This window comes from Streptomyces sp. NBC_00289 (genome assembly GCF_041435115.1).
Taxonomy (GTDB): Bacteria; Actinomycetota; Actinomycetes; order Streptomycetales; family Streptomycetaceae; genus Streptomyces.
This window is the reverse complement of record NZ_CP108046.1, coordinates 9,220,247-9,237,619: the sequence shown is the minus strand read 5'-3', so window position 1 is coordinate 9,237,619 and position 17,373 is coordinate 9,220,247. Positions and strand designations below refer to the sequence as shown.

Annotated in this window: 10 protein-coding genes; 6 read left to right on the top strand and 4 right to left on the bottom strand. The window is 70.9% G+C overall.

From position 1 onward, the window contains the following. Nucleotides 1-132: 132 nt before the first annotated feature. Entirely contained in the window at nt 133-336 is a 204-nt protein-coding gene (locus tag OG985_RS41755) for a cold-shock protein (protein ID WP_060899524.1), read from the bottom strand. Nucleotides 337-676: 340 nt separating this feature from the next. Between OG985_RS41755 and OG985_RS41750 the strand changes: the two genes are divergently transcribed. After that, on the top strand, nt 677-2,113 hold the full coding sequence (locus OG985_RS41750; protein WP_371673610.1) for a hypothetical protein: 1,437 nt from the start codon (nt 677-679) through the stop codon (nt 2,111-2,113). Further along, the gene (locus tag OG985_RS41745) at nt 2,110-3,660 is read left to right on the top strand and encodes a hypothetical protein (protein WP_371673609.1); all 1,551 of its coding nucleotides are present in this window, start codon (nt 2,110-2,112) and stop codon (nt 3,658-3,660) included. The genes OG985_RS41750 and OG985_RS41745 overlap by 4 nt, the downstream gene beginning before the upstream one ends. A 79-nt stretch (nt 3,661-3,739) precedes the next feature. On the opposite strand, the gene OG985_RS41740 is transcribed toward OG985_RS41745, so the two are convergent. Beyond that, nucleotides 3,740-4,192: an ATP-binding protein gene (locus OG985_RS41740; protein WP_371674645.1), complete on the bottom strand. Its 453-nt coding sequence runs from the start codon at nt 4,190-4,192 to the stop codon at nt 3,740-3,742. A gap of 198 nt (nt 4,193-4,390) precedes the next feature. Here OG985_RS41740 and OG985_RS41735 point away from each other — a divergent pair, with 198 nt between their 5' ends. From OG985_RS41735 to OG985_RS41725, 3 genes are all read left to right on the top strand, one after another. Next, entirely contained in the window at nt 4,391-4,750 is a 360-nt protein-coding gene (locus OG985_RS41735; protein ID WP_371673608.1) for an STAS domain-containing protein, read from the top strand. Between the two features lie 331 nt (nt 4,751-5,081). After that, on the top strand, nt 5,082-8,231 hold the full coding sequence (locus OG985_RS41730; protein WP_371673607.1) for a tetratricopeptide repeat protein: 3,150 nt from the start codon (nt 5,082-5,084) through the stop codon (nt 8,229-8,231). Nucleotides 8,232-8,488: 257 nt separating this feature from the next. Next, the gene (locus OG985_RS41725; RefSeq protein ID WP_371673606.1) at nt 8,489-13,702 is read left to right on the top strand and encodes a family 43 glycosylhydrolase; all 5,214 of its coding nucleotides are present in this window, start codon (nt 8,489-8,491) and stop codon (nt 13,700-13,702) included. An 87-nt stretch (nt 13,703-13,789) separates the two neighbouring features. Here the strand turns inward: OG985_RS41725 and OG985_RS41720 are convergent, their stop codons facing one another. Beyond that, nucleotides 13,790-14,986 (bottom strand): serine hydrolase domain-containing protein, encoded by a 1,197-nt coding sequence (locus tag OG985_RS41720; protein WP_371673605.1) that lies wholly within the window; start codon nt 14,984-14,986, stop codon nt 13,790-13,792. 326 nt (nt 14,987-15,312) lie between these two features. Between OG985_RS41720 and OG985_RS41715 the strand changes: the two genes are divergently transcribed. Beyond that, nucleotides 15,313-16,434 carry an arabinogalactan endo-beta-1,4-galactanase gene (locus OG985_RS41715; protein ID WP_371673604.1) on the top strand — a complete coding sequence of 374 codons (1,122 nt, stop codon included), beginning with the start codon at nt 15,313-15,315 and terminating at the stop codon, nt 16,432-16,434. A gap of 35 nt (nt 16,435-16,469) precedes the next feature. Here OG985_RS41715 and OG985_RS41710 read toward each other — a convergent pair whose 3' ends face one another. Further along, complete coding sequence (locus OG985_RS41710) at nt 16,470-17,366, bottom strand: SDR family oxidoreductase (RefSeq protein ID WP_371673603.1); 897 nt, start codon at nt 17,364-17,366, stop codon at nt 16,470-16,472. Between the last annotated feature and the right edge of the window lie 7 nt (nt 17,367-17,373).

Sequence of the window (17,373 nt, the reverse complement as noted above, 5' to 3'; positions counted from 1 at the left end):
GGAGAGTGGGTGCGTGACCGCCGTCAGTCCGGACCGGGGTCATGAGGCGAGCGCCCCGCCGGACTGGTCCTGCCCGGCGACCGTACGCATCAGGTCCCGGGGTTCCCCCCGGGACCTGATCACATGTGAAGGTCAGGCAGGCGTGATGTTCTCCGCCTGCGGGCCCTTCTGGCCCTGGGTGACGTCGAACGTGACCGCCTGGCCCTCCTGCAGCTCACGGAAGCCGGAGGCGTTGATGTTGGAGTAATGGGCGAAGACGTCCGGGCCGCCGCCGTCCTGGGAGATGAATCCGAAACCCTTTTCGGCGTTGAACCACTTGACAGTTCCGCTGGCCATGCTCGTGCCTCTCGGTCGATGTCAGGAACCGCACCGCGCGGCCCTGGAGGTGATCGCCCTGGTCCAGCACTGCACAGCAAAGCGCCCGCGCCAAAGCGCGGGCAGGTACTGCGAACCACGACATCTGAGAGGGACGCTACACGGCGAAACAGCCTCTCACCAGAGAGCAACGTCCATGATCTGCACCGGGTCGCACGATTCCCCGCGGTTTCGGTACAACCCTTCTGCCTCTCCGGAGGTCTTCTGGTCGCCGACCGTGCCCATGACACACCGGTCAACCGCCTTTGCGCAGGTCGGTGCGTCGCCCTTTGTTCCGGATGCCCCTTTCTGGAGGAGCCCCGTGCGTAAACGCACTCTGTTGCTGTCCGCGACTCTGCTCGCCTCGGGGCTCACCCCGCTCGTGGCGGTGCACGCCGAGGCCGCCGCCGGCACGCCCGGCGACATCAACAAGGACGGCTACCGTGATGTCGTCGCCTCCGCCCCGGACGCGAAGGTCGCGGGTCACGCCACAGCGGGTGCCGTGGTCATCCTGTACGGCACCTCGCACGGCATCGATCCGGCCAGGCGCACCGTCGTGACCCAGAACTCCACCGGCATCCCGGGCGCCGCCGAGGCCGGTGACCGCTTCGGCGCCGCCGTCGTGGTGTACGACCTGAACCGCGACGGGTACAGCGACCTGGTCGTCGGCGCCCCCGGCGAGGACGTCTCAGGAGACGACGGCGGCGGCTCGGTCACGGTCGTCTACGGCACCGCGTCCGGGCCCACGAAGGGAAAGCTGGTCCACGACCCCTGGCCCTCCTCGCACGACGCGTACGGCCGGACGCTGGCCGTCGCCACCTTCAACGGCCTCAACCCGGTCAACGACGGCAGACTCACGATCGCCGTCGGCGCCAACGACGCCGACGTGACGTTCATGCCGGCCGACCTGTCCGCGCAGTCCAACACCTCGGGCGGCGGCTACGCCTTCAATCCGGCACACGGCATCGTCGCCCTGACCGCGGTCGACCGGCCCAACACCGACGACGACCGTCTCATCGCCCACGGCCGGGGCGTCTCGGACGGCGGCTGGGGCTACGACGGGACCGGCGACGACCCGAACGTCCTGTTCCACGACCCGGCCGGCTTCGAGAGCACCGCCCTGCCCGCCGGTACCGCTTCCGCCGTCGGCGATCTCAACGGCAACGGCGCCCCCGACCTCGTCATCGGCAACCCCGAGGATCCGTCACAGAGCCCGGACACCTCGCTCGGCGGCCGGGTCACCATCTACTTCGACGCCGGGAACACGGGTTCCCCGAGCCGGATCCAGACCATCACGCAGGACACCGCGGGCGTGCCGGGGGCCGGCGAGGCCCATGACCGCTTCGGCGCGTCGGTCGCGATCGGTGACACCGACAAGGACGGCCGGGCCGACCTCGTGATCGGCACCCCGGGCGAGGACAACGGCCGCGGAGCCGTCACCGTCGTACGCGGCACCACGGCCGAGCTGGACACCGCGCACGCCCGCAACTGGACGCAGAACAGCGCCGGCGTCGCGGGCGCCTCGGAGGCGGGCGACGCGTTCGGCACGGCCGTACGCGTCTTCGACACCACCAAGGACGGGTACGCCGACCTCCTGGTCGCCGCCCCCGGCGAGAACGGCGGCGTGGGCGCCCTGTGGTCGCTGCGCGGCTCGGCGGCCTCCATCACCGCGACCGGCTCCACCAGCGTCGGCGCGGGCTCCGCGGGCCTCGGCTCGGCCGGTGCCGCCCGCTTCGGAAACGTGGTGACCGGCCCGTGACACGCCCCCGACCCGCCCTGCCCCACGACCCCGGAGCCACCATGCCGTCCCGCGCCTCCGCCCGCGTCCAGTCCGTCTTCACCTCGCGTTTCCTCGCCTCCGCCATCGCCGTCACGGCCTCCGCCACGCTGACCGCCGTCGTGCTGCCGGCCGGGCACGCGGCGGCCGCGGCGCCCTACCGCGGCGCCAACACGGCGGCCGTGCAGAACGACTTCAACGGTGACGGCTACCGCGACCTGGCCGTCGGCGCGCCCGGCGCCGCCAACGGCACCGTCGACGAGGCGGGCGCGGTGGTCGTGCTGTACGGCTCCGCGAACGGGGTCCGCGCCGCCCACCGCACCGTCATCACCCAGGCCACCTCCGGCATTCCCGGCACCGCGAAGGAGTGGGACCGGTTCGGCTCGGCGGTCGCCTCCGCGGACCTGGACCGCGACGGCTACGCCGACCTGCTCATCGGCACCCCGGACAAGTCCGCGGGCACCATGTGGGGCGTCGGATCACTCACCGTGGTGTGGGGAGGCTCGGGCGGCCTCAGGGGCGGTGCCGCCGTCGCGCCCCCGACCGGCCTGGACGAGGGCTGCGGTTTCGCCGCCGGTCTCGCCGTGGGAGACGTCACCGGCGACGGAGCCCCCGACATCGGCGTCACCGGCGGCTGCGGTGCCACCACCTACACCGGGCCCTTCACCCGTTCCGGGACCCCGGCCCGGCGGGCCTTCGTGAACGAGCTGGGCACCAACCGCGGGGTCGTCATGGGTGACGTGGACGGCGACGGAAAGGCCGAGCGCTTCTGGCTGCCCGGCCCCACCGACGGTGACATCAGCGGCCCCGTGTACGCCGAGAGTCACTCCGGCACGTACACCGAACTGCCCCTCGCCGACGGCTTTTCCGGTCAGATCGGCGACATCGACGGCGACGGCTACGGCGACCTCGTCACCGGCGTGCCCTGGGACGTCTCCCTGACGCCCGGCTCCACGCCCGCCCACCGCGGCGGCGAGATCCAGGTCCTCTACGGCGGCCCCCAGGGAATCACCCCCGACCAGAAGCCCCAGGTCGTCCACCAGGACACGCCGGGAGTACCGGGTACCGGTGAGAACGGCGACCAGTTCGGGACGTCGCTCAGCGTCGGCGACACCAACGGCGACAAGTACGCCGATGTCCTGGTGGGCGCTTCCGGGGAGTCCGTCGGCTCCGCCTCGGGAGCGGGCCAGGCCACACTGGTGCGCGGGTCGGCCGCCGGTCTCACCGGCACCGGCTCCCGCGGCTACTCGCAGAACACCAGCGGCGTGCCCGGAGCCGCCGAAGCGGGCGACACGTTCGCGGGTTCGACGTACCTGGTCGACCTCACCAAGGACGGCAGGGCGGAGGTGACGGTCGGTGTTCCGGGCGAGAACGCGGACGGACAGCTGTGGGTGGCCCGTGGAGCCACGAGCGGACCGGTGACCAGCGGGTCGACGGCCGTCAGCGGAACCGCCGCCGGGCTCGAGCGCCGGTACGCGGACATCAACTTCGGCGAGGCCCTCCCGGCAGCACGGTCCCCATTTTTCTGACGGCCCCGTCGACGGGGCGCCGCCCGCGGGTCGGGCGGTCCCCCGGCACCGGGCCGCCGTTGCCCGCGCCACGAGTCGGTCAGTTCCCGGTGGGAGGGGGCAGGGGGTCGTCGAGCAGCGGAACGTAGGCCGTGATGCGCTTGCCGACCGGCTCACGCCGCACGTCGAACCGCTGCACCACGGCCATCACGATCTCCAGGCCGTGCTGGCCCACGCGTCCGGGGTCCGCCGCCCGCGCCACCGGCAGCACCGGGTCGCTGTCCCAGACCTCGATCTCCACCACGGAGCCGACCGCGCGCAGGCACAGCAGGGCGGGGCCCTGCGCGTATTTGTACGCGTTGGTGACCAGCTCGCTGACCACCAGTTGCGTGAGGTCCATGGCGCGCGCGGTGACCGGCAGTCCCTGCTCGGTCTGGAGGCGGATGAGGAAGTCGGCCGCGAGATGGCGGGCCTCGGCTATCGAGCCACCGTCTCCCTCCAGAGCGGCGGTGAACTCGAACGGGTCGGGATACGGCACGGGGGAACCCTCCATCGACCAGTCGGGTTCCGGCCGTGCCACTTCTTCGATGCGCTGCACGCTCGCTCGCTTACCCCGGTTCTCCCTGCCTACGCACCCCGGCGGGAAACCTGTGCATAGTCCCTTCACCGGCGTCAGTCGTAAGATCGCTGGGCACAGATGACCGGAGAAGCGTCGACCGGTGCTTTTGACCGAACATTGCAGAGGGAGACCGTGGCAGAGAACCCGGACATCGCGGGGCACGGCGGACTGTCGGTCGTCCGCGACACCGTCGACGGCGTCACCGTCCTCCGTGTCCGAGGCGAGATCGACCACGAGACGGCGGCCCCCCTGCGCGGCGCCCTCCCCCCGGCCGACGAGTCGGCCGGCCCGCGCATCGTGATCGACCTCGGTCAGGTCACCTTCATCGACTCCAGTGGCATCAACGCCCTCATCACCGCGCAGCGCGCCATCCCGGAGAAGGGCTGGCTGCGCCTGGCCTGTGTCCAGGGCAGCGTCCTGCGCACCCTGGAACTCGTCGGCCTCGACACCGTCATCCCCTGCCACCCCACCGTCCAGGACGCCCTCGCCTGACCGGGGTGACGCGCGCCGGGCAGCCGTGGCTTCCTGCTGAACCCCGTGCAGCAGGGGCCACGGCGACCGTTACGCGGGCCGCCCGACGCGCGTTCGGGCGGGTTGCGACCGTCAGCGGCTCCCGCGTCGGGTGATTCGTGCGGCAGTACGACTGACGGCCGGTGAGCCGAGGTTCTACGGTGGACCTTGCGAAAACCTTGTGACGGCCGGTGCGTTCGCCGGCCGCTGAGTGGACGGTCCGGAGGGCGTGTTGGAACACCGGCTTCAGCGCGGCGGGCGAGGAACGCCGCCACGGTACGGCCGCCCCACGGCCGGAGCCGTGTGAGCCGTGATGCACCTCCACTTGCTCGGCCCCCTCGAACTGCGGGTCGCGGGGCGCGCGTTGGACCTGGGACAGCCACGCCGTCGCGCGGTCCTCGCCGCCCTGGCCGCCGACGCGGGCCGGCCCGTCACGGTGGAGTCCCTGATCGACCGGGTCTGGGACACCACCCCGCCGGGTGGGGCCCGGTCGGTTCTCTACTCGCACATCAGCCGGCTGCGGCAGCTCCTCGACGACGCGGCGTCCACGGGCGACGGCGAGCGGGCGCCCGCTCCCGGGGCGCCGATCCGCCTCCGCAGGATCTCCGGCGGCTACGTGCTGGAGGCCGAGGAGAGCGCCGTCGACCTGCTGCGCTTCCGCTCCCTCGTCACGCGGGGGCGCGGGTCTCACCTCTCCGACGTACAGCGAGCGGACCTTCTGGAAGAAGCGCTCGGACTGTGGCGCGGAGTGCCGCTGTCGGGGTTGCCGGGCGTGTGGGCCGAAAGGACCCGGACCGCCTGGCGCCATGAACGCGTCGAGGCGGCGATCGCCTGGGCCCGGGCCGGTCTGGGCCGGGGCAGGCCGCAGGATGTGCCCGCCCTCCTCCACCCGCTGATGGCGGAGCACCCGCTGTCCGAGCCCCTCGCGGCGGTGCTCGTGCGAAGCCTGGCCGCCGCGGGCAGAACCGCCGAGGCGGTGGTCGCGTACACCGAGGCGCGCCGGCGTCTCGCCGAGGAGCTGGGAGTGACACCGGGTCACGAACTCCGTTCGGCGTACGAGGAGTTACGGCGCGAGTCGGTGGAGGTGGAGCGGTCGCGAGCAGGACATGTCCCGGTAGTCGAAGAGGCACCCGCCGCCTCGACGGGCGCACCCGCTCCGGCCCAGCTCCCCATGGACGTACGTCCCTTCACGGGCAGGGCCGAGCAGCTGGCCGAACTGACCCGGCACCTCACCGCGGACACCGGCAGCGGCGGTACGGCCGCGGTGGTCGTGTCCGCCGTGTCCGGTACCGCGGGCGTCGGCAAGACCGCGCTGGCCGTCCACTGGGCGCACCAGGTACGTGACGCCTTCCCCGACGGGCAGCTCTACGTCGACCTCCGGGGCTACGACCCCGAGGAACCGGTGTCGGCGGCCCAGGCCCTCGCCGGGTTCCTCGGCGCCCTGGGCACCGCGGGCCGAGACATCCCGCCACGACTCGACGACCGGGCGGCTCGCTACCGCACCGCCCTCGACGGACGGCGCCTGCTCGTCCTGCTGGACAACGCCGCCTCCGCCGCCCAGGTCAGGCCACTGCTGCCGGGGAGTCCCACCTGCAAGGTGCTGATCACCAGCAGGGACGCACTGGCGTCGCTGGTGTCGGTGCACGGCGCACACCGCATGGTCCTCGACGTCCTCTCCCCTGACGACGCGCTCGCCCTGCTGCACACGCTGATCGGGCCACGCGTCGAGGCCGAGCGGACGGCAGCCCGCGCGCTGGCCGAGCAGTGCGGGCGGCTGCCGCTGGCGCTGCGGGTGGCAGCCGAACTGGTGCGGTCCCGTCCGGTCGAGCAACTGGCCGACCTGGTGTCCGAACTGCGAGACCACCAGCGGCGCCTGGACCTCCTGGACCTCGGCGACGGGGACCCCCGGGCCGCCGTCCGCGCCGTCTTCTCCTGGTCCTACGAGCGCCTTCCCGACCTGCCGGCGCGCCTGTTCCGGTTGCTGGGCCTGCACCCGGGGCCCGATGTCGACGTCCACTCCGCCGCCGCCATGGCCGGCACGTCCGTCGACAGCACCCGACGGGCACTCGATGTCCTGGCCCGCGCGCACCTGCTGCACCGCACCGGACCCAGCCGCCACGCCATGCACGACCTGCTGCGCGCGTACGCCGCGGAACTGGGCGGCCGTCACGACGAAGCGCCGGACCTCGACACCGCCCTGGCCGGACTGCTGGATCACTGCCTGGCCGCGTCCGCCGCCGCCATGAACGTGCTGTACCCGGCCGAACGGCATCTGCGTCCCGCCGTCGACCTGCCCGTCACCGGCCTGCCGCCACTGCGCACGGCCGAGGAGTGCCGGGCCTGGCTGCGCGCCGCGCAGCCCACCCTGGTGGCCCTGTGCTCGCGCACCGAGGAGCCCGGGCCGTCCCGGCACACGGTGCGCCTCGCGACGACGCTGCACCGCCACTACGAGCGGTCGGGTCACTACGCGGACGCCCTGACCGTCCACACCCAGGCCCTGCGGGCGGCCCGCTCGGCGGGAGACGCCCGCGGTGAGGCCGATGTGCTCGCCTGTCTGGGAGCCGTCCACCGGCGGCTCGGCGACTACGGGAGCGCGCACGCCCACCACGAGGAGGCGCTCGCCCTCTGCCGTCGTATCGGGTACCGGGCGGGTGAGGCCCGGCATCTGACGAACGTCGGGGTGCTGCACGAACTGCGCGGTCACTACCGGGAGGCCGCCGAGCACCACGAGACGGCCGTCGGACTGTTCCGCGCGGTGGGTGACAGGCACGGCGAGGCGGACGTGCTCAACAACCTGGGCATCGTGCACGAGTTGCTCCAGGACTACCAGGCGTCCATCGAGCGGTACCGCAGGGCGCAGACCCTGTACCGGCAGACGGGGCACGCCTTCGGGGAGGCGAGTGTCCTCGGGAACCTGGGCATCGTCGTGGCGCGGCTGGGTGACCACACGGCCGCGGCCGGGCACTTCGAGCGGGCGCTCGCCCTCTTCCGACGGCTCGGGCACACCGGAGGCGAAGGCCACGCGCTGACCAATCTGGGCGACGCGCTGTGCGGCCTCGGTCGGTACGACGAAGCCACCGAACACCAGCGTCAGGCCCTGGCCCTGTTCCGGCGCACGGGCGAGCGCTACGGCGAGGCCGGCGCCCTCAACGGCCTCGGGGAGGCCCTGCACGGCGCCGCGCGGTACGCCGAGGCCCTCGACGCGCACGCCTCGGCTCTGGACGCGGCGGTCGGGATCGCGGAGCAGGAGGAACAGGCCCGCGCCCACGTCGGGACGGCACGGGTCCGGCAGACCATGGGGGAGCCGGCCCAGGCCGTGCGTCACCTGCGTCAGGCGCTGTCCCTCTACACCGCCCTGGATTCCCCTCGCGCGGAAGAGGTGCGCAAGACCCTCCTCTCCCTCGCCGTGGACCGGCCGACCGAAGGCGCGGACCGAGGCGAAGGCGAAGGCGGGAAGCACTGACGCGACGCCCCTTCAGGCGCTTGCCAAGTAGCCAACGCGCTGCGGTTGTTGAGAGCTCGGGAAAGCAAGATGTTCGGCCTGTCGGACATCGTTCGAAAACTCTTGACGCTGCGCCGCGCCCCGATTGACACTCTCGCAACACGACGTCACACAGCCGAAACGACAAGGCACCCACGATCGGGGCTCCGTTGCCGGCCTGCTTCGCCATGCCTTCGTCGCCTCCCCCCATCAGCCATGCTCCAGCAGGGAAACCCCACATGACGTACACCGCACGTCTGCGCAGCCGCGCCAGACGCCGGGCGGGCCGGCTCGCCGGCCTGACCGCCGCGTCACTGTTCCTGGGCCTCGCCGCGCCCGCCGTACCCGCGCAGGCGGCGGAGAACGCGCAGAGCGCGAGCGTCACCGACGGTCTGGCCCTCTGGTACAAGCTCGACGCGGCAACCGGCAGCACCGTCACCGACGCCTCCGGAAACGGCCGCGACGGCAGGGTGAGCGGCACCGCCGACTGGTCCGGCGCCGGTCAGGGCCTCGCCTTCAACGGTTCGGACACCTACGTCCAGGTGCCCGACGACGTCATGAAGGGCATGGCCGCGATCACCGTCGCGATGGACGTGCGGATCGACTCCTCCCAGACCACGCCGTACTTCCTCTACGGCTTCGGCAACTCGAGCGGCGGCAACGGGAACGGCTACCTGTTCACCACCGGGAACTCCCTCCGGACCTCCGTCGCCACCGGCAACTGGTCGACGGAGCAGACCACCAAGCCGGCCGACTCGCACAATCTGGCCCGCTCGGTGTGGAAGCACCTCACCTACACACAGACCGGCACCACCGGTGTGCTGTACGAGGACGGTGCGGAGGTCGGCCGCAACACCTCGGTCACCACCACCCCCGGTGCCATCGGCTCCGGCACCACGAGCGCCAACTACATCGGCAAGTCCGTCTACTCGGGCGACAAGCTCTTCAAGGGCAGCATCCGCGACTTCCGGGTCTACGACCGGGCGCTCGCCGACTCCGAGGTCGAGCAGCTCGCCCTCCCCGTCGCCACCCAGGGCGTGGCCGACGACAAGGCCGCCCTCAGCCTGGGCGACACCGGCGCCGTCACAGCCGACCTGGACCTGCCGCGCACCGGCACGGCCGGCGGTTCCACGATCAGCTGGGCGAGCGACAACCCGGACGTCGTCTCCGCCGGCGGCACGGTCACCCGCCCCGCCGCCGGGGCACCCGACGCCCACGCCAGGCTCACGGCGACCCTGAAGAAGGGCACGGTGACCGACACCAGGACCTTCGACGTCACGGTCCTGGCCGCCTTCGACGACGAGACCGCCACGCGTCAGGCCGCCGAGGCCCTCACCGTCCACACCCTCGACGACGTCCGCGGCAACCTGACCCTGCCGGCGACCGGTTCCTACGGCACCGACGTCAGCTGGTCCTCCGCCGAGCCGGACGTCGTCTCCGCCGACGGCGTGGTCCACCGTCCCGCGCACGGCGACGGAGCCACCACCGTCGAACTGACCGCCACCGTCACCAAGGGCACAGCCTCGACCACCCGGAAGTTCACCGCCGAAGTACCCGAACTCCCCGCCGAGCAGGCCCTCAAGGGCTACATGTTCAGCTACTTCACCGGCGAGGGCACCGCGGACGGCGAGCAGCTCTACTCCGCGCTCAGCAAGGGCAACGACCCTCTCAAGTGGCGGGAGTTGAACGACGGAAAGCCGGTCCTCACCTCCACGCTGGGCGAGAAGGGACTGCGTGACCCCTTCATCATCCGCTCCCCCGAGGGCGACAAGTTCTACCAGATCGCGACCGACCTCAGGATCTACGGCAACGGCGACTGGGACGCCGCCCAGCGCAGCGGCAGCAAGTCCATCATGATCTGGGAGTCCACCGACCTGGTGCACTGGACGAACCAGCGGCTGGTGAGGATCTCTCCCGACAGCGCGGGCAACACCTGGGCGCCGGAGGCGTTCTACGACGCCCGGCGCGGCGAGTACGTGGTCTTCTGGGCGTCGAAGCTGTACGCCGACGACGCGCACTCGGGCGACACCTACAACCGCATGATGTACGCGACCACCCGCGACTTCTACACCTTCAGTGAGCCCAAGGTCTGGATCGACCGCGGCTACTCGGTCATCGACTCCACGATGATCCGGCACGACGGGACGTACTACCGCCTCTCCAAGGACGAGCGGAACAACAGCTCCTCCACCCCGAACAGCAAGTTCATCTTCCAGGAGAAGAGCGACTCCATCCTCGACCCGGCCTGGGACCCGGTCGCCGAGGGCATCGGCAAGGGCGCGATGACCGCCGCCGAAGGCCCGCTGGTGTTCAAGTCCAACACCGAGGAGAAGTGGTACGCGTTCCTCGACGAGTTCGGCGGCCGCGGCTACATACCCTTCGAGACGACCGACCTGGCCACGGGCAACTGGACCCCGGTCGCCGACTACGACCTGCCGTCGAAGCCACGCCACGGCACCGTCCTGCCGGTCACCCAGGCCGAGTACGACCGCCTGCTGCGCGCCTACCAGCCCGACCAGTTGGTGGAGAGCGTCGAGAGCGTGAAGGTACGGACCCGGACCGGCCGGGCCCCGGTCCTGCCGGCCACCGTGATCGCGAGGTACGCCGACGGCGTCGACCGTCCCGTCGCCGTCGCCTGGGACGACGTCCCGGCGTCGAAGTACGCCCGGCCCGGCACCTTCACCGTGACCGGCAGCCTCCCGGACGGCGCCGCGATCCCGGTCCGGGCCGAGGTGACCGTGTCGGACGAGGGCGCCGACGTCCCGGCCGACCTGCTCCTGCACTACGGCTTCGACGAGACGGGCGGCACCATCGCCCGCGACTCCAGCGGACACGGCTACCACGGCACGTACGTGCACACGCCCGACTTCGGTACGGGCGTCGAAGGCGGCTCGTTCGAGATGTCGGGCGGCTCCGGCACCTCCACCACGTCGCCGTATGTGAAGCTCCCGAACGGCGTGCTGAAGAACGCCGACAGCGTGACCGTGTCGACGTACGCCAAGTGGAAGGGCGGCGACAGCTTCCAGTGGCTGTTCGGGCTCGGCCCGGACAGCAACAAGTACCTCTTCGCCACGCCCTCCAACGGCGGCTCCAGCCTCTACTCGGCGATCAGCAAGGCCAGTTGGTCGGCGGAGTCGAAGCTGACGGCCGGCTCGCGGCTCACGCCCGGCGAGTGGCGGCACGTCACCGTCACCCTCGACGGCTCGACCGGCACGATGGTCCTCTACGTCGACGGCGTCGAGGCGGCCCGCACGACGACCACCATCAAGCCGTCCGAGCTGTACGACGCTAACAAGGACTACAGCGGCTACATCGGCCGGTCCCTGTACTCCGGCGACCCGTACTTCGGCGGCGAGGTCGACGACTTCCGTATCTACGACCGGGCGCTGTCCGCCGCGGAGGTCATGGAGCTCAGCGGCAACACCGCGGGCATCGCCAAGGCGACGCACCCCGCGCTGAAGGTCGACGCGATCATCGACAACACGGACACCAGGATCACCCTGCCGATGAAGGAGGGCACCGATCTCACCGCCCTCGCACCGGAGTTCACCCTCGCCCACGGCGCGGCCATCAGCCCCGCCTCCGGCAGCGTCCACGACTTCACCGAGCCGGTGACGTACGAGGTGACCGGGTCCGACGGCACACAGCGGACCTGGACCGTGGCCGCACTCGTCATGAAGAGCCCGGTCCTGCCGGGACTCAACGCCGACCCGAACATCGTCCGCTTCGGCGACACCTTCTACCTGTACCCGACGACCGACGGCTTCGACGGCTGGAGCGGCACGCAGTTCAGGGGGTACTCCTCCACCGACCTGGTCCACTGGAAGGACCATGGCGTCATCCTCGACCTCGGCCCGGACGTCTCCTGGGCCGACAGCCGGGCCTGGGCGCCGACGATCGCCGAGAAGAACGGGAAGTACTACTTCTACTACTGCGCCGACGCGAACATCGGCGTCGCCGTCTCCGACTCGCCGACCGGGCCGTTCAAGGACGTCCTCGGCAAGCCACTGCTCAAGCAGGGCCAGTACAGCGGCCAGATGATCGACCCGGCCGTGTTCACGGACGACGACGGAAAGTCGTACCTCTACTGGGGCAACGGCCACGCCTACGTGGCTCCGCTGAACGACGACATGACCTCCATCGACACCTCGAAGGTCGAGGACATCACCCCGAGCGGCTACAACGAGGGCACTTTCGTCGTCAAGCGCAAGGGCACCTACTACTTCATGTGGTCGGAGAACGACACCCGCGACGAGAACTACCGGGTCGCGTACGCCACCGGCCCCTCCCCCACCGGCCCGTGGACCAAGCGGGGCGTGATCCTGGAGAAGGACCTCTCCCAGGGCATCAAGGGCACCGGCCACCACAGCGTCGTCCACGTCCCGAACACCGACGACTGGTACATCGCCTACCACCGCTTCGCCATGCCCGGCGGTGACGGCACCCACCGCGAAACCACCGTCGACAGGATGGAGTTCGACTCCGACGGCCTGATCAGAAAGGTCCTCCCGACCCTGACGAGCATCGACCCGGTCACCGTCGTCCACGCGGGGCCCGACGCCGAGGGCAAGGAGGGCGACGCGATCCGGCTGAACGGCACCATCTCCGGGGCGGGCAGCCCGACATGGTCGGTCGATGCGGGAGCGCCGTGCGCCTTCGCCGACCCCAGGGCGGCCAGGACCACACTCACCTGCACCGACGACGGCACCTACGAGGCGACGCTCACCGGCGGCCGCAGCAGCGACACGGTGAAGGTCGAGGTCGCCAACGAGAAGCCGGTCATCACCTCCGCCACGGGCCCCCGCTCCCCGGTGGCTGCCGGCGAACGTGCCGCCGTCAGTGCCGAGTTCATCGACCGGGGCGCGAGTGACACCCACACCTGCGTGGTCGACTGGAAGGACGGCACGAAACCGCAGTCGGGTACGGTCACCGCCATCGGCTGCCGGGCCCGGCACGCCTACGCCGGGGCAGGCATCCACCGCCCGGTGATCACCGTCACCGACGACGAGGGAGCCTCGGACAGCACCACCCTCCCCGAGGTGATCGTCTACGACCCGGCCGCCGGGCCCGCGCTCGGCACCGGCGTCTTCGGCTCCCCGGCCGGCGCCTACCCCGCCGGACCCGGCCTGACGGGCAAGGCCGCGTTCTCGTTCCTCGCGTTCTACCCGAAGAAGGCCACCGTCCCCTTCGGCGGAGCCACGTTCGACTTCGGCCGGGCGGGTCTGACGTTCCGTTCCACCAGCTCCGACTGGCTCGTGGTCGACGGCTCCCGGGCGATCTACCAGGGGTCCGGCACCGTCCGCGGCACCGGCGGCTACGGTGTGCGCATCACGGCCACCGACAACCCGGACACCATCCGCGTCAAGCTCTGGAAGAAGTCGACGGGCGACATCGTCTACGACAACCTCACAGGCGCGAGGGCGACGGGCGTCATCACGGTCAGCAGCCACTGACAGCAAGCGGGGTCGTACTCGGGAAGCCCGAGCACGACCCCGCGTCTTCGCGGCCCGCGGACGTACGTCGCCGCGGGTCGCCGTCCTTCAGCCCGCGAGGGGGTGGTCGGGGGCCAGCAGGTCCGCGATGCGCTCGGTGATCGTCTGGGCGGTGTTGCCGCCCGGCGCGCTCGGGCCCACGGTCGTCGACACCGCGATGGACAGACGCTGGTGCGGTTCGTACGCCATCACGGCGGCATAGCCGAAGAAGGACGGGTTCTGCACCACCCAGCCGTTCTTGACGACGACGCCGAGGCCGAAGTGGAAGTCCTCGGTCATCGGCAGGCACACCGTGGCGGGGCAGGTCTCCGTCGCATGGCCGAGGCCGACCGTGCCGGGGTTCAGCTGGGTGCGGAACGCGCGCCGGGAGAGCAGTTCGCCGGAGCCGATGGCCTGCCCGGAGCGGGCGAGGTCACAGATGTCGGTGGTCAGAACCGCGCCGGGGGCGGTGGTCCAGGACGGGTTGAAGTAGGTGGACTCCTCGTAGGTGCCGCGTTCGGCGTCGTAGGCGTGCAGGACCGGCGGCGGGATGAGCGCGGTGTCGTTGTTGCGCGTGTTGTCGAGGCCGAGCGGGTTCAGCACCCGTTCGCCCAGGAGCCGGTCGAGGGGAGTCCCGGTGATCTCCTCCAGCGCGCGGCCGAGGAGCACGAAGTTGGCGTGCGAGTAGCTCCAGTTGGTGCCGGGCTTGTACCACAGCGGGTGGCTCGTGGAGATGCCGACGAGTTCCTCGGGGGTCCAGTGCTGCCACGGGTCGGCGTACAGCTTCTTCAGGAAGACCGGGTCGGTGACGTAGTCGTGCAGGCCCGAGGTGGAGTCGCCGAGCATGCGCAGGGTGATCTCGTCGGCGTGCGGCAGGTCGGGCAGCCAGCGGGAGACGGGCTCGTCGAGGTCCACCTTGTGCTCGTCCACGAGTTGGAGCAGTACGGTGCCGAGGAAGGCGATGCCGACCGAGCCGGCGCGGAAGTGCATGGCGGGGGTGGCGGGGACGTCCGTCATGGACTCGCCGACCGCTCCGGTGACCAGTTCGCGCCCGTCGACCGTGACCCGGACGAGGGCGGCCTTGAGGTCGAGTTCCTCGCGGGTCTCGCTGACGATGTCGAGGACCTGGCGGGCCTGGTCCCGTGGCTGCCGGGTTTCGGCGCACGCCTGGTCGTGGGATCCGGGGGCGGCGCTCGCGCCGGTGGTCTGCAGGGTGGCGGCGAGGAGGGCGGCGGCACAGAGCACCGCCGTACGGGTACGCGTCATACGGGCACTATGAGCGGATCGTCCCAAGTGCCCCGGCGTCAACACTCCGAACGACGGCGCCCGGGACCCGTACGGCGGACTCCTGTCGGCCCACGTGGGGCGAGCGTGAGAGCGGTGCCGGAACCTGTGCGGAACTGTGCCGAGGACTGTGCACGTACCCAATTCGCAGGTGGCGACTCTATGCCTCGCACCTGCGCGTAATCCGACCGACACATCTATTTACAGCGCCTGTTACCTCTCCTACTGTGAACGTTCACGGACTCTCCCGCATGCACATGCCAGGCTCAGGCCTGGGCGTGGCCACGTCTCGATCAAAGGAGGTCGGGATGACCATGAACCGTCCGGGCCGCACAGTGAAAGCCGCACTGCTCCTGGCGGCGGTCGCCCTGCCCGCGTCCCTGCTCACCACACCCACGACCGCCTCCGCCGCGGGCTCGCTCAGCATGCTCGGCGCCGATGTCTCGACCGCCCAGCGAGCCCTCGACCTGGGTGCCAAGTACTACGACGCGAGCGGCACCGCCAAGGACCCGCTCGACATCCTCAAGGGCCTCGGCGTGAACTACGTCCGGCTGCGCGTCTGGAACAGCCCGGCCAGCGGCTACAACAACAAGGCCAAGGTGCTGGCGTACGCGAAGCAGGTCAAGGCCAAGGGGCTCAAGCTGCTGGTCGACTTCCACTACTCGGACACCTGGGCGGACCCGGGCAAGCAGTACAAGCCGGCGGCCTGGGCGAGCCACGGCATCACCCAGCTGCAGACGGACGTGTACAACTACACGTACGACGTCTGCAACAGCCTCAAGTCCCAGGGCACGACCCCGGACAGCGTGCAGATCGGCAACGAGATCAACGTGGGCATGCTGTGGGACGACGGCAAGGTCGTCAACAACGACTTCACCAACCTCAGTCTGCTCCTCAAGTCGGGCTACAACGCGACCAAGGCCTGCAACAGCGGCACGAAGGTGATCATCCACACGGCCAACTCGGACAGCGACGCCCACGCACGCTGGTTCTACGACGGCATCAAGGCCAAAGGCGTCAGCTGGGACGTCACGGGGCTGTCCTACTACTGCCCGTGGCACGGCACGCTCGCCAACATGGGCAGCGTCGTGTCCGACATGAAGTCCCGGTACGGCAAGGACGTCGTCATCGCCGAGACGGCCTATCCGTTCACCTCGGCGAACGCGGACGGCACCAGCAACTCGATCACCTCCGGCTGCTCCGGCTACCCGCTCAGCTGGCAGGGCCAGGCCGACAACTTCACCGCCGTGCAGAACACCGCCCGCAGCTCCGGCGCGATCGGCGTCTTCTACTGGGAACCGACCTGGTACGCGGTCACCGGCAACGGATGGGACCCGGCCGACATCACCAACAGCGGCAACGGCTGGGACAACATGGCCATCTTCAACTGGACCGGCCAGGTGAACCCGAACATCAAGTGGACGCCGTAGCACCCGTCACGGACCAGTCCCCGACGTCGTACGCCTCACTCAGGACGTGATCGCGTACGTCGTCGGGTCGCCGCGCGGTCGGCCCGGCCACCGGCACCCAGCAGCCCCGAGGAGACCAACGCCTCCTCGGCCTGCAGGCGGGGCAGTTCACGGCGGGACACCCGCAGGATCACGGGCGGCAGCGCGGCACGCGCCACCTGGACCAGACGCAGCCAGGCCGGAACATAGACAGCGGTGGTCCGGCTCTCCACGGCACGCGCCAACCGCTCGGCGACGACCTCCACCCGGCTGACGCGCCGGGCCAGGGGCGGCATGTGGGTGCGCAGTTCCCGCAGAGCCGTGAACCGGTCGGCGTCACGGATCATGTCGGTGCCGGTCCAGTTGAGATAGGCGATCCCGACCGCCACACCGCGGTGTGCCACCTCGGCCCGCAGTGCGTGGGTGAAGGCTTCCACGCCGGCTTTCGAGGCACAGTAGGCACTCATCATCGGCACCGCGCCGATCGATGCCAGCGAGGCGATCTGGAGGTGGTAGCCCGCCGTCTCCACGAGATCCGGCAGGAACGCCCGCGCCGTCTGGGCGCTCCCGGTCAGGTTCACGTCGATCACCCGGCGCCAGGTCGCGGGATCCGACAGGGCGAAGGGGCCGCCCTCGGCGATTCCGGCGTTCGCCACGACCACCGACGGTGGACCGAGACGGCCGCGGACGACCTCCGCGGTGTCGGTCAACGCCGGGTAGTCGGTGACGTCCACCTCGAGGGTCAGCGGCGCGTTGGGCAGCGCGGCTGCCCTCTCCTCCAGCGCCGGTCCGTCGTGGTCGAGCAGCGCCAACCGCGCGCCGCGCCGGGCGAGTTCGTTCGCCAGCGCCGCTCCCACGCCGCGTGCCGCCCCGGTCACCACGACGGTGCGGCCCTTGACCGGACTGTCACCCACAGGCTCG

What these genes read in the sequence shown, in the direction of transcription:
- OG985_RS41730 (WP_371673607.1), top strand. Translation starts at nt 5,082, where the DNA reads ATGCACCTCCACTTGCTCGGCCCCCTCGAACTGCGGGTCGCGGGGCGC.
- OG985_RS41715 (WP_371673604.1), top strand. Translation starts at nt 15,313, where the DNA reads ATGACCATGAACCGTCCGGGCCGCACAGTGAAAGCCGCACTGCTCCTG.
- OG985_RS41740 (WP_371674645.1), bottom strand. Translation starts at nt 4,192, where the DNA reads ATGGAGGGTTCCCCCGTGCCGTATCCCGACCCGTTCGAGTTCACCGCC.
- OG985_RS41755 (WP_060899524.1), bottom strand. Translation starts at nt 336, where the DNA reads ATGGCCAGCGGAACTGTCAAGTGGTTCAACGCCGAAAAGGGTTTCGGA.
- OG985_RS41720 (WP_371673605.1), bottom strand. Translation starts at nt 14,986, where the DNA reads ATGACGCGTACCCGTACGGCGGTGCTCTGTGCCGCCGCCCTCCTCGCC.
- OG985_RS41725 (WP_371673606.1), top strand. Translation starts at nt 8,489, where the DNA reads ATGACGTACACCGCACGTCTGCGCAGCCGCGCCAGACGCCGGGCGGGC.